This is a genomic window from Legionella fallonii LLAP-10, from assembly GCF_000953135.1.
Classification (GTDB): domain Bacteria; phylum Pseudomonadota; class Gammaproteobacteria; order Legionellales; family Legionellaceae; genus Legionella; species Legionella fallonii.
This window is the reverse complement of the sequence record NZ_LN614827.1, coordinates 748,113-764,614: the sequence shown is the minus strand read 5'-3', so window position 1 is coordinate 764,614 and position 16,502 is coordinate 748,113. Positions and strand designations below refer to the sequence as shown.

The following is a 16,502-nucleotide window of genomic DNA, read 5'->3' as shown; positions in this document are numbered from 1 at the left end:
ATATTAATTATACAGCACTATTGCCGATAAATCATTTCCGTCGGATATAATTTGCGATTTCCCTCCCCACACAAGCACTTATTATTATTTTGTTACCGCCAGAGCTACCTTTTGCTGCTCAGGCAAAGGCTCATCCGCCTTATAACCGCCAGCTAATTCCTGATATAAACTAACAGTAGTCAATAATTGTATTAATTTGTCTTCATTCAAATTGATATTGATCCGGTCTAAAGCAATTTTAGTTCTTAACATGTCAATATAGTTTTGAATGCCCCGGAGATATAAACGCCGATTTAATTCATAAGATTTCGCCAGTCGCTTTTGTGCCTCTTGGGTTCTTTTTAGTTTGTTAGTAAAACGTTCATTAGCTGATAAGGCGTTAGTCGTATCACGTAAAGCTTTTTGTAGCGTATCGATATAATTAAAATAAGATACTTTATCCAATCCTTTGGCCGCAGCGATTTCCCCTAATACCGATGCTTTTAATATAGGAGAACGGATTAATTGATCATTAAAATATACGTTTTGATGAGGCCATATGTATCTGCTGTCGCCTGCCGCTTTACCGCCAATCAAATCAAGAGTTATCGTGGGTAGAAGATTAGAGGCCGCTAAACCAATTCCATAATTGGATGCACGTAATCGATTTTCAGCTATTTGTAAGTCTGGTCTATTCTCAAGCACGGTTAAGGGTAAGGAGCCTGGTATTAAGTGCTTATTGTTGAGATCCGAAAACTTCACTACGGTTTTTATATCGCCAGGATTTAAATTAATCAGATAACGAATGGCATTACGACTGATAATAATATTCTTTTCAATAACCTCCTGCTCACCGCGAATAATATCTGCTTGGCTGAATAGCTCTTGTTGTTCAATATCAGAAGTAAGTCCCCCTTGATATACTTTATTGGAAATATCTGCAAGTTGAGTTAAATCATGAGCTAAAATTTCTAAAAGTCGTTTACGCTCTATCTCTGCCTGGTAAGTAAAATAGCTCGCTGTAATTTCAGAAATAATAGTGAGTTTTAGAGCATCATCTTCGGCTTTAATTTGCTCTAAATTATATCGCGCAATTTTTTGCTCTTTGATTTGGTGAATAATATTAATAATATAACTGGGTATAATTACTCCTAAAACACCAGGGAATCCTGTGGCGGGATTTCTGGAATAACCCAGCATTACATCAACAGTAGGAATCCATTGATAGCGAATTTTTTTAAGCTCGCCTTCTGCTGCTTTAATATGGTTACGTGACATGTTGAGGCTGTTATTATACTGTAATCCTTTTTCAATTAATTCATTTAAAGTGGGATCATTAAACCCTCGCCACCAAGCCAAATAAGGGATATTTTTTTCATCATTATTACTAATGTTTCTATCTGCAACAGTCCATTGATTCGCGACCTCAACTTCAGGTTTATGATACGTATTATTTAGGAGACAACCGGTCAAGATAAACGGTAATAATAAACCACAGTGTACATGCCAACACATGAGGACTCGAGCACCGTATCGACGAAACAATTGCCTACCACAGTAGAATTTGGAAAGAAGTCTATTAGTTAGGCGCTGCATGTAACTCTCCATCATGCTCCTCAGCATCGTGCACGTCCCTAACAAGGATTTTTAAACGTTTCAAATCAGCCTGTACTTCTTGGAGTAATAAGTTGTAATCGTATTTTCGACGTCTCTTGGTATAGGTAGCTAAATATAAAGCCTTGAGACGAATAAATATATGATTATTCAATGCCACAAATTCATTAAAATGATCACCTAATACCCCTTCGGAGATAATTAAAAATTGGGAATTACGCGCCAATTTATCCATTTCGAACAAACTGTCCGTATAGGTAATACATGCATCAAACCAATCAGAACGACTAATTTTATCTTGGTTTAATAAATGAATTAGCCTGTAGAGTTTTCTGATTACATCAGCTTGAGTATCTTTAATAAATAAACTCATCACGTTATATCGCCTAAACCAAAAATATTCAAACACTAAAATAATGGCAAAAGCAATCACGGTACACATTAGGTAGTCGAGAAGGAAATAGGTAAGGGGGAAAGTGCTCCTAGAGGTATCAAAATATCCGCTACCAATAACAGAGGTATTTACCGTAAACACAGTAGGAACAGTATAAGCCTGCCCTGCTAGAAAATAAGCAAGATAGATAGTAATTGGAATGATAATAATGAGTAATCGATAGTCTACATGTCCCAAAAACCATAACAGATAACCACTAAGCAAACCTAAAAGCATGCCCAAAAATCGATGATAGGCACGAAGTATAGTGGTACCATTATCAAACCCCGCATAAATCATCATCACAGCAAAGCCAATCCATCCGGCTCGTGGGAAATGCAATAATTCCTGAACAATAATGGTAAAAAAGAACACAACACTGATCTGTATGCCACGTAATGAGCGATAACTAAGCCTTCCAAACATTAAAGATCGGCGCATACGTAATTCCAGCTTAAAATTAATTGATGTAGGATTTTTAATTCGTGTGTTTCATTAAATAAAGGCAGCTCTTTGGGATCTATGAATACAGGATCTTTCATTCTTACCGCGTCGCGCATGATCACTAAATAATGATGAAATAATCGAATATATTGAATTTTAATATTTTTTTGAAAAGATACCAGATAAGAAATGGACATAATTAGCTCAAAAGCCAATAAAGTAATTTTTAATATACTGAAATATTTCATCTTCCTTGAAAGCATTTTGCAATGTCGCTCCATTACAATAATGCCCGAAAATATGGGTATGGTATTCACCTCTTCCCTACAGATCTTTTCAGTCAATATCTCTAAGTGGGTCACCACATCGCAAAATGCTCTGCGCCAGATGGACAGGTAATATATTTTGGGAAACATATATAAACCTACCAGCATAAGTACCATAGCAGCAAGTGTGTGCAAGGTGTTATTTAAAGCAATATAAAAGTTACTGTCCGCATTGACATAAATTAAAGAATAAACCGCTAAACTTAAGATTAATGGTACTAAAGCCAGCATTTTTTTTAATTTGTGTATCACAACGTAATAAAGTAGAGCGGTATAGAAAAAAACAAACAAGGCAAAAAATGTTCTATAAACTGAAAAAACGCCAAATAGAAAAATGGAAAAGGCACAGCCAGTAATCGTAAAAAATAAAAACAAGGATTTTTCTTCCAAAGTAGTGCCTACTACTTCGGCAGTAAATGCGGTTAAAGGGACGTAAAAAAAATAAAAATAAGGATTATTAACCGTGTAGATAAAGTTGAATATAAATAATAGCTCTAGAAGAAATAGAGCCTTTAACCCATTAACACGATGTATCCCATATCGGTCATAAGCAAGTACTTTATCTTTTAGTTGAGATATAAACATAAGCACTCGCACCAGGATTCAAAGGATAATCAGGATCCGGATCTAATATTTTGATTTGTATGGGAAATCGCTGAGGTAATAACAACCATTCATTTTCATTGCTCACTAGCTGGATCTGACTTTTAGGTGCGGTGGCTTGACGTTCAGCAGCCCATAAAGAATTGACCACCCTCCCATGAAATACCTTATTAAAATAATACATCCGTAAAATGATGTAAGCCTTATCCCCTATACGTACATTGCGTAAATCTGTTTCATTGAAATTAGCCTGGATAAAGTAATTTGATGTATCTATAAAAGAAAAAATAGGTTCACGAATTTTAATAGGCGTATTAGGAGACACGTACATATTGTCAATAACACCATCGCTGGGGGCTTTAACCACAGTGAGATCCAAATTGACTTTAGCGTTGTCTTTTTTAGCCTTCAGACTTTGAATGGTATGTTTTTGTTGTTCAATTTTTGCATGTAAAACCTCTACTTCTCGTTGCAAGGAAATACGTTTGTGCTTTAAAGTGTCGGCATCATAGGAGAGTTTTTTTACTTCCAAGATAGAAACCGCTTGAGCTACATACTTGCTTTTTTTCAAACCAAGCTCGAAATTAACCTTTGCCAACTCAGCATCTGTAGATCGAATCAATGCATCAGCTCTTTTTATTTCTTTTTCGTATACGGCGATCTTTTTTATTCCTTCCTGATAATCCGCTTCCGCTTTCTGATAAGCTAATTGATAAGGAATTTGATATACAGTAAAAATAGGTTGATCTTTTTTGACTCGTTGCCCATTTTTGACATGAAGTTCTGTAATAAATCCTGATACATCAGCTGCCACAGGAGTAACATTAGTGACCACAAAAGCGTTATCGGTAAATGGAATTAAATAAGAAAAAAGATGAAATAGTCCTATAGCAAAAGCAAGGACTACAATAATCACGGGTAGACTAATCTTTTTCTTAAAATATTTGGTAAATTTAGACATAATCAAACCAAAAAATACTACTATATATTTTGTAATTTCCGCAGCAATTTAGAGCTATTATTAGGTGCTTCATACAAACGACTTTTTCCATCCTTAGGTATGAACCCCCATTTTTCTTCTTCAGCCAATATAGCTTGAGCATCTTGATAACCATTTTCTATACGTTTACTGATGATCACTTGCCCAAAATTATAATCTTTTGACGCGGCCTTAACTATTCTCGCGCTATACATCAAATGAACTAAAGTACAATGATGAGGTACTCCAATATCGACTAAATCAGCATATTGCTGTTTTTGCTCTTCAGTCAGATGTTTTTTCAACTCAGCCATAGAGTTGCGCATTTTTTGTCGCTGCAAATAATTTAAAATTGTCCGTTGTGCATGAGTACTATAACTAATATCTTTCATTCGCTCTTCTATTTCGCTCATGCTCTGAGGGATATAGGCCGGTCCGCCAAAACAATCAATTAAGAAGCATAAGGTATTTTCGGCAGGGATCGCCTCTAAAATAACTTCTAGAGGTGAATTTGAATGTACACCACCATCCCAATAGACCTCTTCATCAATTTTAATCGCAGGAAAACCTGGGGGCAAAGCAGCACTTGCTAAAATATGATCAACCTCTATACGATAATTAATGTTATTAAAATAAATCAAATGACCTGTACGTACTTGCACGGAGCCTAAACTTAAACGGATCATGCAGGAGTTAAGCAAATCAAAATCAATGAGCTCAAGTAAGGTTTTTCTAAGCGGTGATGTATCGTAGAAGCTAAGAGTGGTCGGATCGCCCCATAAAGGAAACTCACCTGAAGCCCAACGAGGAGAGAAAAAATCAGGCTGCCCAAACAATAATGCTCGTGCTGCCCCTATTTTATTATACGCTTCTAAAGTTGTTTGAAACTCACCAAGGTAATCAAACATGGCAGGTGGTGCAACCCTCTCCCAAAATTGCTGTAGCCGTTCAACACGGCGCTCAGGGGGATTACCTACAATGATTGCCGCTTGAATAGCGCCAATCGATGTCGCAGCAATCCAATCAGGTTCATATCCAGCCTCTAATAAACCTTTTACGACTCCAAGTTGATAGGCACCTAAAGAGCCTCCGCCTTGTAATACATAAGCAACACGAGGAAAACAATTAGCTTTTTTAGGTGGTAAGTTATCAAAACGACTGGAAAAGGGATTATTACCGCGGGGAATAGTAGGTGCCACTTTCTCTTGTTGCATTGCCATAAAATCTCCTTTTCTATTGCGTATTTATCCTTAAATTTTGGTAACAAATTCTTAGAATAAGCACTTGAGAATCGCGAATCACTGCGACTATAAATCATTACATTTCAGTAAGGTATCATCTGCTGAGAATACTTTCAAATAGTGACACACATCATAATCTACTCCACAACTTAAAAGCTACAATCGTTCCTATGCCCCTCAGCTTGAATTTAATAATTCTTTAAGCTTGTTTTTAGTATAATATGCACACTAAAAAATCAATTATTTTAGGAAACACATGACGTTTAAAGAATGGTGCTTTAGAAAATTCGGTATCACAAGAATTACTGAGGGAAAAGTTGTAAACTACAAACTCTTGCCCATTGCTACACACCCTTTCTTAAGCAACTATCATCAGCTACTTGTTGCATCGTATGGCGCCATCCCACTGAATAATCAAGGTCGTTTCATAGGTTATATCCTACCGCAAGCAACTTGCCATGCTGTTGCACACTATTTGCGACTTCCTTCGTATGGCATGAAATTAAACGAAGAAGAATATAACTTTCAAGCTCCAGTGCTTGTTAAGGTGACTGATACCCAAAAAGCAGACATTTTTAGTCGATTTAAATCTTATCGCCCCATAGAGGAATTTGACCCTCTCTCCAAAGAATATTGTATTAGATTAGATTCTCAAGTATTGGATGCTCTCTATCACGACTATTATTTAGAACAGACACCAAAGAAAAGCATTAAGCAATTAAAGTCAGAGTTAGACACATTTAAATTAATGCAACAGAGGATTATAAGTAATAAGTTATCTGGTTATTTAGATAAGGCACATATTTTATCTTTAGATTATTCTAATTCTAAACAAGTAAACTGTGCTATTTACGAAGCAAGTAGTGCCTATGGCATGTCGCTCAAAATTTTTGCTGAATATCATAAAGAAGCCTTAAGCAATCAGCAATATATGACTCTTATGCATGCAACTGAAATATTAGCGAGTTATGATAAAAACAACTATTTACAACAAGGGCTAAAGTCTGACTCTAATTTTGTAGATTATATCAGTTGCCGTCTTCCTGGAGATAGAAGTAAACATGACGGCTCATTGAAGCTTATTAGTGAACTACCCAATCAACAACTGATTAGCCACTTAATCACTGAGAATGCTCATGACCTCCTGCACGGCAGAAAGTATGTTTCCTTAGGTAAAAATAAAATCTTTACTATGAGACGTTTTTTACCTGATAGCTCAATGAGATCAGAAACGAATGAGATTATTCTGCAAACAGGTGGAATGATTAATCACTCCAGTATGGTTAGGCTCATTAAAGTAGGAATGCTTAAAAATGGAACTCAAGCTCCTCAGGGCATGAGACCAGACTATTTTAATTATTTTAAAGTCGAAACTAATCTGGGAGCAGGATGCCATGACGCGGAATGGAGGTACAAAAGCTGTACAGGTACCTACATCACCCAATTACAGCCGACCATAAATCACAATGGAACTATCATTCATTCGCCAGTGAGTCCGATACAAAACCCCGATGAATACCAGCATCAAATGGAACATACCTTAACTGAATTGATTCAAACAGAACGTGAATTACGCTTTTACCGTCAACCTCAATCTGGACCCAATGGTGAAGGCGCTTCCCCTCCACATAGTGCAGAAGCCCACGAATGGCTACGATTAAACGCTAAAATAGATGAATTAAATGGAAGACCTGTATTGGGATGCGTTGATTTTCTATCAATCAACGTTGATGGCGACGAAATACCAATGCGGGTACATAATCAAAAGGGCTACATGCAAGAGGGTGGTAGCTGCCCTATTTTTTCTATCAAGCAGCTAGTCACTAGCATTACAGGTAAAGAATTATGTTCACTTCACAGTCAGTTTTTACAAACTCATAATGGCACCCAACATTTAAACATAATTGAACAACAAATAACGACTCTAGATAATCAAATAAAACAAATTACTAAAAAACAAGTACAGCATTATCTAGATAGCATTAATGCATACATTCTGGTTTTACAAAATCCTGACTTTTTATCACAAAATAAAAATCTTCCAAGCTTTTATCTTGCTGCAGATTTCGTAGAAAGTGTCAAAGATTTCCCTGATTTACATCGTACCTGCGTAAAGGCTACAAGCCGCTTATTCGAACAATTCACCGTAATCATGGCTCATGGTGTGCGAAATACGAAACAAAGTAGTTTTGTGTATGACCGCTGTTATGATGCTTACATGGGTCTTCCTACGGAGTTCAGAAATACAGCCCAAGATCTGTTAAATGAAATGCGCGACCTGTCTGAGCATAATTCGCGCTTATATCAAATATTAGATTCTGATAATTATACTCAAGAAGAACATAATTTCTGGTCTCAAGCCTTAAAAAGCAGCAAAGTAAGAGTGTCACCGGCAATAATTCACGATCTAAAAACGATAAGGACATTTTGTAATAATAAATTACAACTTGCAGAGCAAAATAATTTTGGTGAGGATTATAAAACATCCATCAAGGAATTTTATAAAAAAGTAATTCCTATTCGTTTATCTGATTTATCTCACCAAGATCAAGCGCAGCAGATGAAGGACGTGGCTCAAACTGAATTTAGTCATAGACACAGTACCCTTAGACTCCTAGCTGACATTATTACGATGATAGGCACATTGTTTGGTATGGGGATAGCAAGAGTATTGACGGGCCATAGTTTTTTTTGGAGCACCGCCGCCACAACAAGGGAAGCAGAGTTTACGCGTATGGTACAGCCCGGTACCCCCTCAGACACCTTTTTATCACCTATATTAGTTACTGGCTAATAAAATGTGACCATTGCTCTGCAGTCCATAGCTTCCAGGAAACTCTTCGCGTGATGTTACGGAGACGTATCCCGGATTAGACGAAGTCATAATCCGGGATTAAGGTATTCCCGTATTATTCTTTAGCTTGGTAGTTATGTCTTACCTCATTGATTAACGCCCAGAACCACCACCAACGCCACCGCCATGACCGCCACCGTGTCCACCAGTTCCTCCGTAGCCCCTTTCATCTGTATTACTTGGAGTAACACAAGAACTCAACAACGAAGAGACCCCAGCAATCGCAATTAAAGCAACCAATATACGTAACATTTTGCACATTGACATACTAAGACTCCTTGTAATCAATAAATCCCACTAGAAAGGTCATCATATAATTTAATAATATGGTTATCAATAAATCTTAAAAAGATTACTCTTTGAAATATCAAAGATTTTGTATCAGCTACTCCTTGTCGTCCGCACTCTACGAGCTTCAAACTGTTTATTGATTCCTTTGTTCCCTGCATTTATGTTGTGCCATTTTTTCACAGTTTTCCTGGCAATTTCTTTGGCTTGATGTAAGACAGAAACTATTAATACACGTCTGTTTAATATCAGAAACACATTTTAAAATGTCGTACTTCTCAGAACCTAAAACATCTGGAGGAATAGTCGCTGCAAAGATGGTAAATGAGCTTAAGAAAAAAAAGAATAGGCACAAGAGCTTATTAATACAGCACATAGCGCTTCCTTTTTCATCCTAACCCTGTATAAAATATAGCCTCTTATCAATTTTTATCCAGTTTTACTCTCTTAGCATAGTCTCTTCTCCATTCTCCTTTTTAAAGGATAAGCCCTGATTACACTGCCCCGCACAAAGACCAAATACAGAACTAATTGTGAAAAAACAAACCAGTCAATGGACAAGCAGGCTCTTAAGAAACAGCTGGAGTACGCTGGCTAATATAATAATCCTGATCAAGAACTCCAAAATTAGCAATTCGCACTCGAGGAATACAAATTAATTTTTGTTGTTCCACCTCAGGAACTATGTAATCTTCCAATATTTTCATTAACTGCAATGCTAATTGTTTTTTTATTGCTACTCGCTGTTCCGTTTCAACCCAATACAATTCGAGATACACTTTGGTTCTTTTATCCTCTCCCAAACCAATATATGAAAAATCTTCGTGAATGACTCCACTTTGACAGGTACTCACATCAACATTAGGCGCTTCGCGAAGCACATCATGAATGGCTGCAAATAACTCATTAAAATCCAATTGGACTATATCAATATTTTTTGATATTCGAAGGGAAATTTGTGGCATGAGACTCCTTAACATTTAATCAATGAAAAATTCTATCCATATGGACTATATTAGGAAATAAAATCTGAGAAAACCAGAATATGTTTCTTGGTTACTGAATGTCTTCGCATACTCTTGTTATTATTGTGTCATTAATTAGCGCCTGGCTTAGGCATTTTGCCTCATCGGCTTCGGATTTAGGAGTAAATAAGGTAGATTCCCCGATGATTATAAGAAAAAATTAGTTATCCATCCCTCGCTTTTTATTTTTTAACACATAATGATCTTATTTAAGCCAAATAGTGTATAATAACAGTCCATTTTGTATGACTAATCACGCGGAAAACAGATGACTACTTTATCCGAAATTGTTAACAAAGAAGTTAAATTAAAAACGCTGCTATCAGAGCCATTAAAAGAACTAGTTGCAACATCAGGATTTAAACTTCAAATAGTGAATGATGAACAACAGGATCTATTAGAAGAAATGGATCTATTAATTGAAGAAACCTTTCCCGAAAAAGAAGCCGAGGAATATAAGCCAAGTCAAATTCTTTATAGTGAGGATAATACACTGTGTATTGCTTGCCTAAAAAACGGAATAGTACAGGGCTGTATTACAGTAAATGTGGATTTAGAAGAGAACACTGTAACATTGATTTCTTTAGCCGTAGACAAAAAATATCGTAATCAAAAAATGGGATCGATGTTAATGTTAGCATTACACGATGTGTGCTGTGAGTTAAGCATTACCTCTATATCACTCATATCATCCAACGCTGGTAAAGTCTTTTATGAAAGTTTTGGCTTTAAACCGATGGCGCATAATTCATATGAAGCCACTCTACCCTTTGCACAATCTATTATTACAAAAAAGGTATCGTTTACCCCAGAAAAATTGACACCCCCCGTACCAAAAAATAATAAACGGTCAAATAAATATTTAATAAACAGCTCCATTTTTAAACCCACAGATGCGCCAAAGAGTACCATGCAAGAAGAAGCTCGAGATAATGGGGTAGATGAAAGAAACAATATGAGACCGATTAAGAGGCTAAAATCGTTAAAACCGACATTAGAAGCTCCAACACAATCCGAGCAACAAGTTAGTCACCTAAACACGCTCTAAAGTAAGACTACTAAAAATCACAATCGGAGGACATAACCACTATATCCTGAATACAGATATATTGTGGTGACTTCCAGCAGAATAAAATAATATCAGCCAACTCTTCTGGCCTTGAGAGTTAGGAATAAGGCCATGACCCAACCTAAATATCTCGTGATATGTTCGCTCTTTCTATAGCCCTAATCTTATCAATAACATCATTGTCATCATCTACAGATTCAAACCAAGCACTCAAAATTTCCTTAGCCAAATCTTGAGTAAGAAGACGGTTAGATAAAGCTAAAACATTAGCCCTATTCCATACACGAGCTCCACGGGCGGTTTGAGCATCAGTACATAAAGCGGCCCGGATTCCTGGAGTTTTATTAGCTACAATAGAAACACCCGTCCCTGTCCAACAAAAAAAGATACCTTCGTCACAGACTCGTTGATGAATGGATTCAGCAGCCTCTTGCGCCACCTGTATCCAAGATTCATTATTTCTAGAGTGTAGCGCACCAAATAAAATGACTTGATGCCCTAAGCGCTCAAGCTCTTTCACAACAAATTCATTAACAGGGTAAAGCTCATCACTACATACGGCAATTTTCATTATTCACTTTACCCCATCTTTTCTAATTAAATGACTCATACTATAAAAAATATCTCTATCGGCTCTTCTGTTTTTGCTGGCAAGCTTGAACCACTGAAGAATCTATTGTAACTCCAGTAACAGTTTGACCTGCTAAAATAGGCTTAAAGCAATGGAGAAATAAACCTTTTCCTGTTTTGTCGCCTTTAGAAAAGCCAGCAGCCTGACATGCTTTTTGGATTGCATGACAAGGATGTCGACTATTCATGAGAGCAGCACCTGGAGTTGGTGTAGTAGTAGTTGGCTTAGATCCAGCCGTTGCGCTGATATCTGCCCATGCACTAAAAGTAAGAGTTGCGCCTAAAGTAAAAGATACAATGGTTACAATTGATTTGTTCATCGTTAGCTCCTTGCATAATAATTACTGATTAATATCCATAAAATCATTAGTGTTATACTGCACATTTATTATTCTTGTTTCATATTATAGTCGGTAAATCAGTAATGTTCGTAATTAATTAAACCTAAGTGCTCAAAATCGGTAGTGAATTAATTTCTTTTTCAAGTTTATTGAGCGCCTGTGCTGATTGGGTATGCACAGGAAAAAATCCGAATACAATAAGCGGTAATGAAACGGGAAGAGTAAGCAATATAATAAAAAAAGCAGCAATCACTTTTTGCCACTCCCTATATTGCTCTAAAACAGGGCGAGCATCTGTAACCGCATCGATACTTTTTTGCTTCAATACACTTTTTCTTAAATCCCAACTAACTCCTTCTTGAAATAAGAATTCAGCTTTTGCTAAAGTCAATTTGCTTATCAAAACATCGACTGCTTCCACCGCTGAAATATAATGTTCGTTTCGTTGTTGCTTTATTTTCATGTTGTATCGTTTAGAAGAAAACACATCCAGATGAGCATCAATGTTAAGATAATTACTTAGCTCTATCTGATGGGCCTGATATTCTGCCATTTTATTAACTTGATTAAGCAAAGAAGGTAAAAGATCGGGATATTTGCACATTGCATAAATGAACACATTATCATAAATTCCCCCGTCCACCCTGCTTAAAAATGACTTTTGCTCCGCAGAGCTTAAAGTTACTGCTTTTAATAACAGCGTTTCTATTAACTGCGATTTTCTTTGTCTTATAGCGAGATCGAGAGCATTTTCTCCGCGAGCATTACGAATAGTCACATCAGCATCATGGGCTAGTAAAGAATCTACCACAGATTGCTTACCTTGCATTACGGCAATAAGAAGGGCCGTATTTTTTTTCTCGTCTTGTGCCTCTATATCACTACCTTGCTCCACTAAAAACTCCACGATTTGAGGCTCTCCCTTATAAGCCCCCCAATGTAATGCCGTTCTATTATTGAAATCTCGCTCTTTAATATCCGCTCCCAGTTGCCAAAAAGTCTGAACAGCCTCAAGACTTCCAACTGCAGCAGCGGCTATCAGGGCTGTTTTACCATATCGGCTCTTTGCACATAACATGTTTTTAATCAGACTAAGATTATTTTGTTTTTTCAATACAGCAGCTAAAGAATTAAAGCTCTGAGGACAGTGCTCCTCCGCATAGAACAACACATTTGGATAAACACCTCCATTAATCTCTCTTAAAAGAGACCTTTGTGCTTCCGGGCTTAACATAATGGCTTTAAGAAGTAACTGCTCAATTAGTTCTGGCTGAAGTTTTATAGCCAAATCAAGCGAATTATTCCCATTGAAATTGCGCGCATCTAAATTAGCATCATATTCAAGCAGGACGGCCACGGCAGAGCTGTTTCCATGAATTACAGCCAAATTAAGCGCCGTGTCACCGTGATGCTCTTCAAGCTCTATTTCTGCGTGATGCTCCAATAAATAACGAACTACTTCACTATGTCCATTATTCGCAGCCCAGTGAAGTGCGTTACTTTCATTCACATCTCTAGCAGCTATGTCTGCGCCGTACTGTAATAATAAGCTAATAGACATTTTAGCCCCTTGTTTCGCGGCAATAATTAATGCAGATTCATTACTTTTAAATCGAGCAACAATCATGTCTTTTTTCGCATCATCACCTAAAAGATCAATGTATTCAGGTAATGCCAGAGGCTCATATTCCAAAGCATATCTCAATGCATTTTCAGTTGAAGTGTATTTAAATAATTCGGTTTGTTGTTCTGCATTTAATTGAAAAATTTGACGCAAGACTCTTGGCTGAGTCAGCTTACTCTCATCGAGTAAAATCGAGAAATCGGCAGACTTCATCTTCTCTCTAACTGCCTGTTGTTGAGCAACTATTTGTTCCCGAAGTCTGACAATAGCGAATTCTGTTGCTTTAAATTGCTCAATGATGGGGTCAAGGTGGTTTGCAACAAGCTCAATACAATAACGTATATTATGATACTGCGTCTCTGTAGGCCGCATTAAACGTCCGAGAGTATCTTTTAAGTTTAGATATTCATCGTAATACCATTGCTTCTTTTCTTCGGGAAATGAATTCCAATACTCAGCGAATTCGCTAATTCCTTCATTCGCGACTGCAGCAGGATCATACTCTTCGCCGCTCCCATGCACCCCTCCGGCCCTTAAAGCACTAGTTAATTTAGCCAGTTGAGCTCCAAAATTTGAATCATGGAGTCTTTTCTGATTAAAGCTATCAATGACCTTATAATAATTTGCAACCTGAGGAAAATGATGAATAACGCGATCTAATTCACTTGGTGATAACTTAGGATAACGGTCCGTAGTGCTTACAAGATGAGTCAACTCACCGCTATTCGATTCTATCGCATAATTTAAACACTCCTCTATTGGAATAAATATTTGTTCGTCATCAGATAAAACAAATTCATGTAATTTAAGTTGATGAATATTATCATAATAAACCGTTTCATAAGCTTTTAGACTTGGCATGATGACAAAATAAGGCCCTTCTCCCTGCCGTAATTTATCGTAGTCTTCTCGATTTTTAGGGAGAGGAGAAACAAGATGAGCTAATGTCAAACAGAGTTGGTTCACTTTATTAAAAGGTTGCCGAGTATAAGAAGCGGTTGAATGGCGTATTCTTTCCCAGCGATTAGCTAATAATATAGCTAAATTTGCACATAATTTATCTGGGGAAGAAGTTGAAAAACAGAGTTCTATTTCAGCAAGGGTCAACTGGTTTTCAAATTGAACCAAAACTTCAGTATTACTATGAGGCGATGATTGATTAAGAAGTTGTCGTATTGTTTTTACATGTTCCATGCACTCTTGAATTACGCTGAATGAAACAGGCATGAGAAACCTCAAAATAAAATAATGCGATAGCCACAACGCCACAGCATCCGGGTTAAAAAATTAATTCTTTTATTTATCCTAAGAAATCATTAAAAATTTAGAAAGTACTATTTGTTATGCCATGCTTAATAATCAATTAGAATGTTTCTAAAAGTAAATAGATTTAAATAAGGAATTTCTCATATCAATTTATGCTAATATAGGCCCAGCCTCTAAGTAAACATCTATTTAAAGATTGACAAGGAGGTTCGTACAATACAAAATGCTTCATTTTTTTTCATTCGTGGTTATCTAAAAGTGAAATCTGTAAAAAATTCTTCTGACTCAATAGGCTCTGGATATCCTAAAACAACAGGTAGATTAAAAAAGATAGTAGGTACTTCTAATTCTGCCCCTACAAAAGTTGCATTTGCTGGGGACTCTACTCTAGATAATAGCGCGTGGATAGGCAGCAAAGGCACTCTCCCCCACGAGAAAGCCACTGTCCCGCACCAAACGGCCATTGCACTTGCAGAGAGTAAAGAAAAACCGGACTCCTCATACGATATAGCCAATTTCGCCGTTGATGGCGCTACCACTGCTGATTTAATGACCGATTGCCCACTCAATAAAGTTCTGCCTGCAGATTCTGATCATCCCAATAACACCGTTCACCAACTTGAGGCTATTACTCAATGGGGTCCTGATGTAGTGGTATTAAGCGTTGGAGGAAATAATTACAGAGAAGCGCTAATGGATACGTTGCAAAGTCAACTGAACTACCCTCAGCTTCTTTTACGGATTACCCCAGAAAGTGCCAAAGAAAGAATTCGCACTGAGTTTAAAAAAGTAAAAGAACAATTATTAGAAGATTATAAACAAATTATTGATAAATTAATTGACAATAATCATCAACTTAAGCGAATCGTTCTCTTATCCCAATACTACCCTGCTATTACAGAATTCACCCCTTATTTTATTTACACAGGATTTTCTCATATTGCACGAGCGGAAGGAAAAGGACAAAATCCCTTCACCGCGGTTGAAGAAACAATGAATGAGCTATATAGAGAAGTATTACAATATGCCACGACTAAAAATACCGAAATTGTTTTTGCCGACGCAACCTCCTCTCTAAGTCCTCTCGGAGGCAATCATGCATTGCAAATTGAGCCTAATGAAAAAGGTTCAAAGATTTTAGGACAGCTTATAGCCAACGCAGTTGAATATACTTTTCCTGATGAGGACTTGGAGTCGAACGAACGGTCAATCGCTCTACTTCGTATGAATGCAGATGAAAAAACTGTGCGTTCTCAACTGATGCAACAATCACAATTAAATGATTTTAAAGTAAAAACAGTAGAGCAGTTTATTCAAGAAAACCGATATCGCCATTTAGGATTACTGTTTTCTCCTTCTTCCAGATTAAATTCTCGCTTTGAAGGGGCCTATCATCTCATCATGGGGAAACAGTTTGATAGTGAATATACCGGTTTATTTGCTTTTGGATTATTGGATCTGACTTTAATACCCGTTTTAGCTTCTTATTTATGGCGAGTTGCTACGAAAGAGAATGTCCATACCTCTCTCAGAATAACCGCTGGTGTTGTCTCAGCGCCTATTTTACTCAGTAAAATGGTTGTTGGTCTTGCTTTGATGCTGGTACTTGCCTTACCCATCCTCGGCTATGATCAAGTAACAGCCCTTTTCTCTACCTCTGAACAATCACCAACTCCAACAGATGAGCAGGAAGAAACAATAAATAGCGACATTAGCCCTAAAGTGTAATATGGGAAGTAGCCTGAATCACGGATTACGACTTCGTCCAATCCAGGCTATACATCCT

The 16,502-nt window shown here is 37.1% G+C and carries 13 protein-coding genes; 3 read left to right on the top strand and 10 right to left on the bottom strand.

Going from position 1 to position 16,502, the window contains the following annotated elements; genetic code table 11:
• Window positions 1-84: 84 nt before the first annotated feature.
• From LFA_RS03005 to LFA_RS02985, 5 genes are read right to left on the bottom strand one after another with little or no spacing between them, the layout of a single operon-like run.
• Window positions 85-1,575 carry a TolC family protein gene (locus LFA_RS03005; RefSeq protein WP_231865894.1) on the bottom strand — a complete coding sequence of 497 codons (1,491 nt, stop codon included), beginning with the start codon at window positions 1,573-1,575 and terminating at the stop codon, window positions 85-87.
• Complete coding sequence (locus tag LFA_RS03000; protein ID WP_052673838.1) at window positions 1,559-2,467, bottom strand: FUSC family protein; 909 nt, start codon at window positions 2,465-2,467, stop codon at window positions 1,559-1,561. Before LFA_RS03000 ends, LFA_RS03005 begins: the two co-directional genes overlap by 17 nt.
• A complete protein-coding gene (locus LFA_RS02995; RefSeq protein WP_045094861.1) occupies window positions 2,452-3,381 on the bottom strand; it encodes a hypothetical protein in 930 nt (309 codons plus the stop codon). The genes LFA_RS03000 and LFA_RS02995 overlap by 16 nt, the downstream gene beginning before the upstream one ends.
• Window positions 3,356-4,360, bottom strand: coding sequence for an HlyD family secretion protein (locus LFA_RS02990; protein ID WP_045094860.1), 1,005 nt, complete (start codon window positions 4,358-4,360; stop codon window positions 3,356-3,358). Before LFA_RS02990 ends, LFA_RS02995 begins: the two co-directional genes overlap by 26 nt.
• A gap of 20 nt (window positions 4,361-4,380) precedes the next feature.
• Window positions 4,381-5,598, bottom strand: coding sequence for a patatin-like phospholipase family protein (locus LFA_RS02985; protein WP_231865893.1), 1,218 nt, complete (start codon window positions 5,596-5,598; stop codon window positions 4,381-4,383).
• A gap of 277 nt (window positions 5,599-5,875) precedes the next feature.
• Between LFA_RS02985 and LFA_RS02980 the strand changes: the two genes are divergently transcribed.
• Entirely contained in the window at window positions 5,876-8,413 is a 2,538-nt protein-coding gene (locus LFA_RS02980) for a hypothetical protein (RefSeq protein ID WP_045094859.1), read from the top strand.
• Window positions 8,414-8,566: 153 nt separating this feature from the next.
• Here LFA_RS02980 and LFA_RS19730 read toward each other — a convergent pair whose 3' ends face one another.
• Window positions 8,567-8,740, bottom strand: a complete 174-nt coding sequence (locus LFA_RS19730) for a hypothetical protein (RefSeq protein WP_157010262.1) — start codon at window positions 8,738-8,740, stop codon at window positions 8,567-8,569.
• 590 nt (window positions 8,741-9,330) lie between these two features.
• Window positions 9,331-9,726 (bottom strand): hypothetical protein, encoded by a 396-nt coding sequence (locus LFA_RS02975; protein WP_045094858.1) that lies wholly within the window; start codon window positions 9,724-9,726, stop codon window positions 9,331-9,333.
• Between the two features lie 328 nt (window positions 9,727-10,054).
• Between LFA_RS02975 and LFA_RS02970 the strand changes: the two genes are divergently transcribed.
• The gene (locus LFA_RS02970) at window positions 10,055-10,834 is read left to right on the top strand and encodes a GNAT family N-acetyltransferase (RefSeq protein WP_045094857.1); all 780 of its coding nucleotides are present in this window, start codon (window positions 10,055-10,057) and stop codon (window positions 10,832-10,834) included.
• Between the two features lie 142 nt (window positions 10,835-10,976).
• Here LFA_RS02970 and LFA_RS02965 read toward each other — a convergent pair whose 3' ends face one another.
• The 3 genes from LFA_RS02965 to LFA_RS02955 all read right to left on the bottom strand — a co-directional run bounded on the left by LFA_RS02965 (window position 10,977) and on the right by LFA_RS02955 (window position 14,677).
• Complete coding sequence (locus LFA_RS02965; RefSeq protein ID WP_045094856.1) at window positions 10,977-11,426, bottom strand: RpiB/LacA/LacB family sugar-phosphate isomerase; 450 nt, start codon at window positions 11,424-11,426, stop codon at window positions 10,977-10,979.
• A 55-nt stretch (window positions 11,427-11,481) separates the two neighbouring features.
• A complete protein-coding gene (locus LFA_RS02960; RefSeq protein WP_045094855.1) occupies window positions 11,482-11,805 on the bottom strand; it encodes a hypothetical protein in 324 nt (107 codons plus the stop codon).
• A gap of 124 nt (window positions 11,806-11,929) precedes the next feature.
• Complete coding sequence (locus LFA_RS02955) at window positions 11,930-14,677, bottom strand: ankyrin repeat domain-containing protein (RefSeq protein WP_045094854.1); 2,748 nt, start codon at window positions 14,675-14,677, stop codon at window positions 11,930-11,932.
• 297 nt (window positions 14,678-14,974) lie between these two features.
• Between LFA_RS02955 and LFA_RS02950 the strand changes: the two genes are divergently transcribed.
• Window positions 14,975-16,444: an SGNH/GDSL hydrolase family protein gene (locus tag LFA_RS02950; protein ID WP_045094853.1), complete on the top strand. Its 1,470-nt coding sequence runs from the start codon at window positions 14,975-14,977 to the stop codon at window positions 16,442-16,444.
• Window positions 16,445-16,502 lie beyond the last annotated feature (58 nt).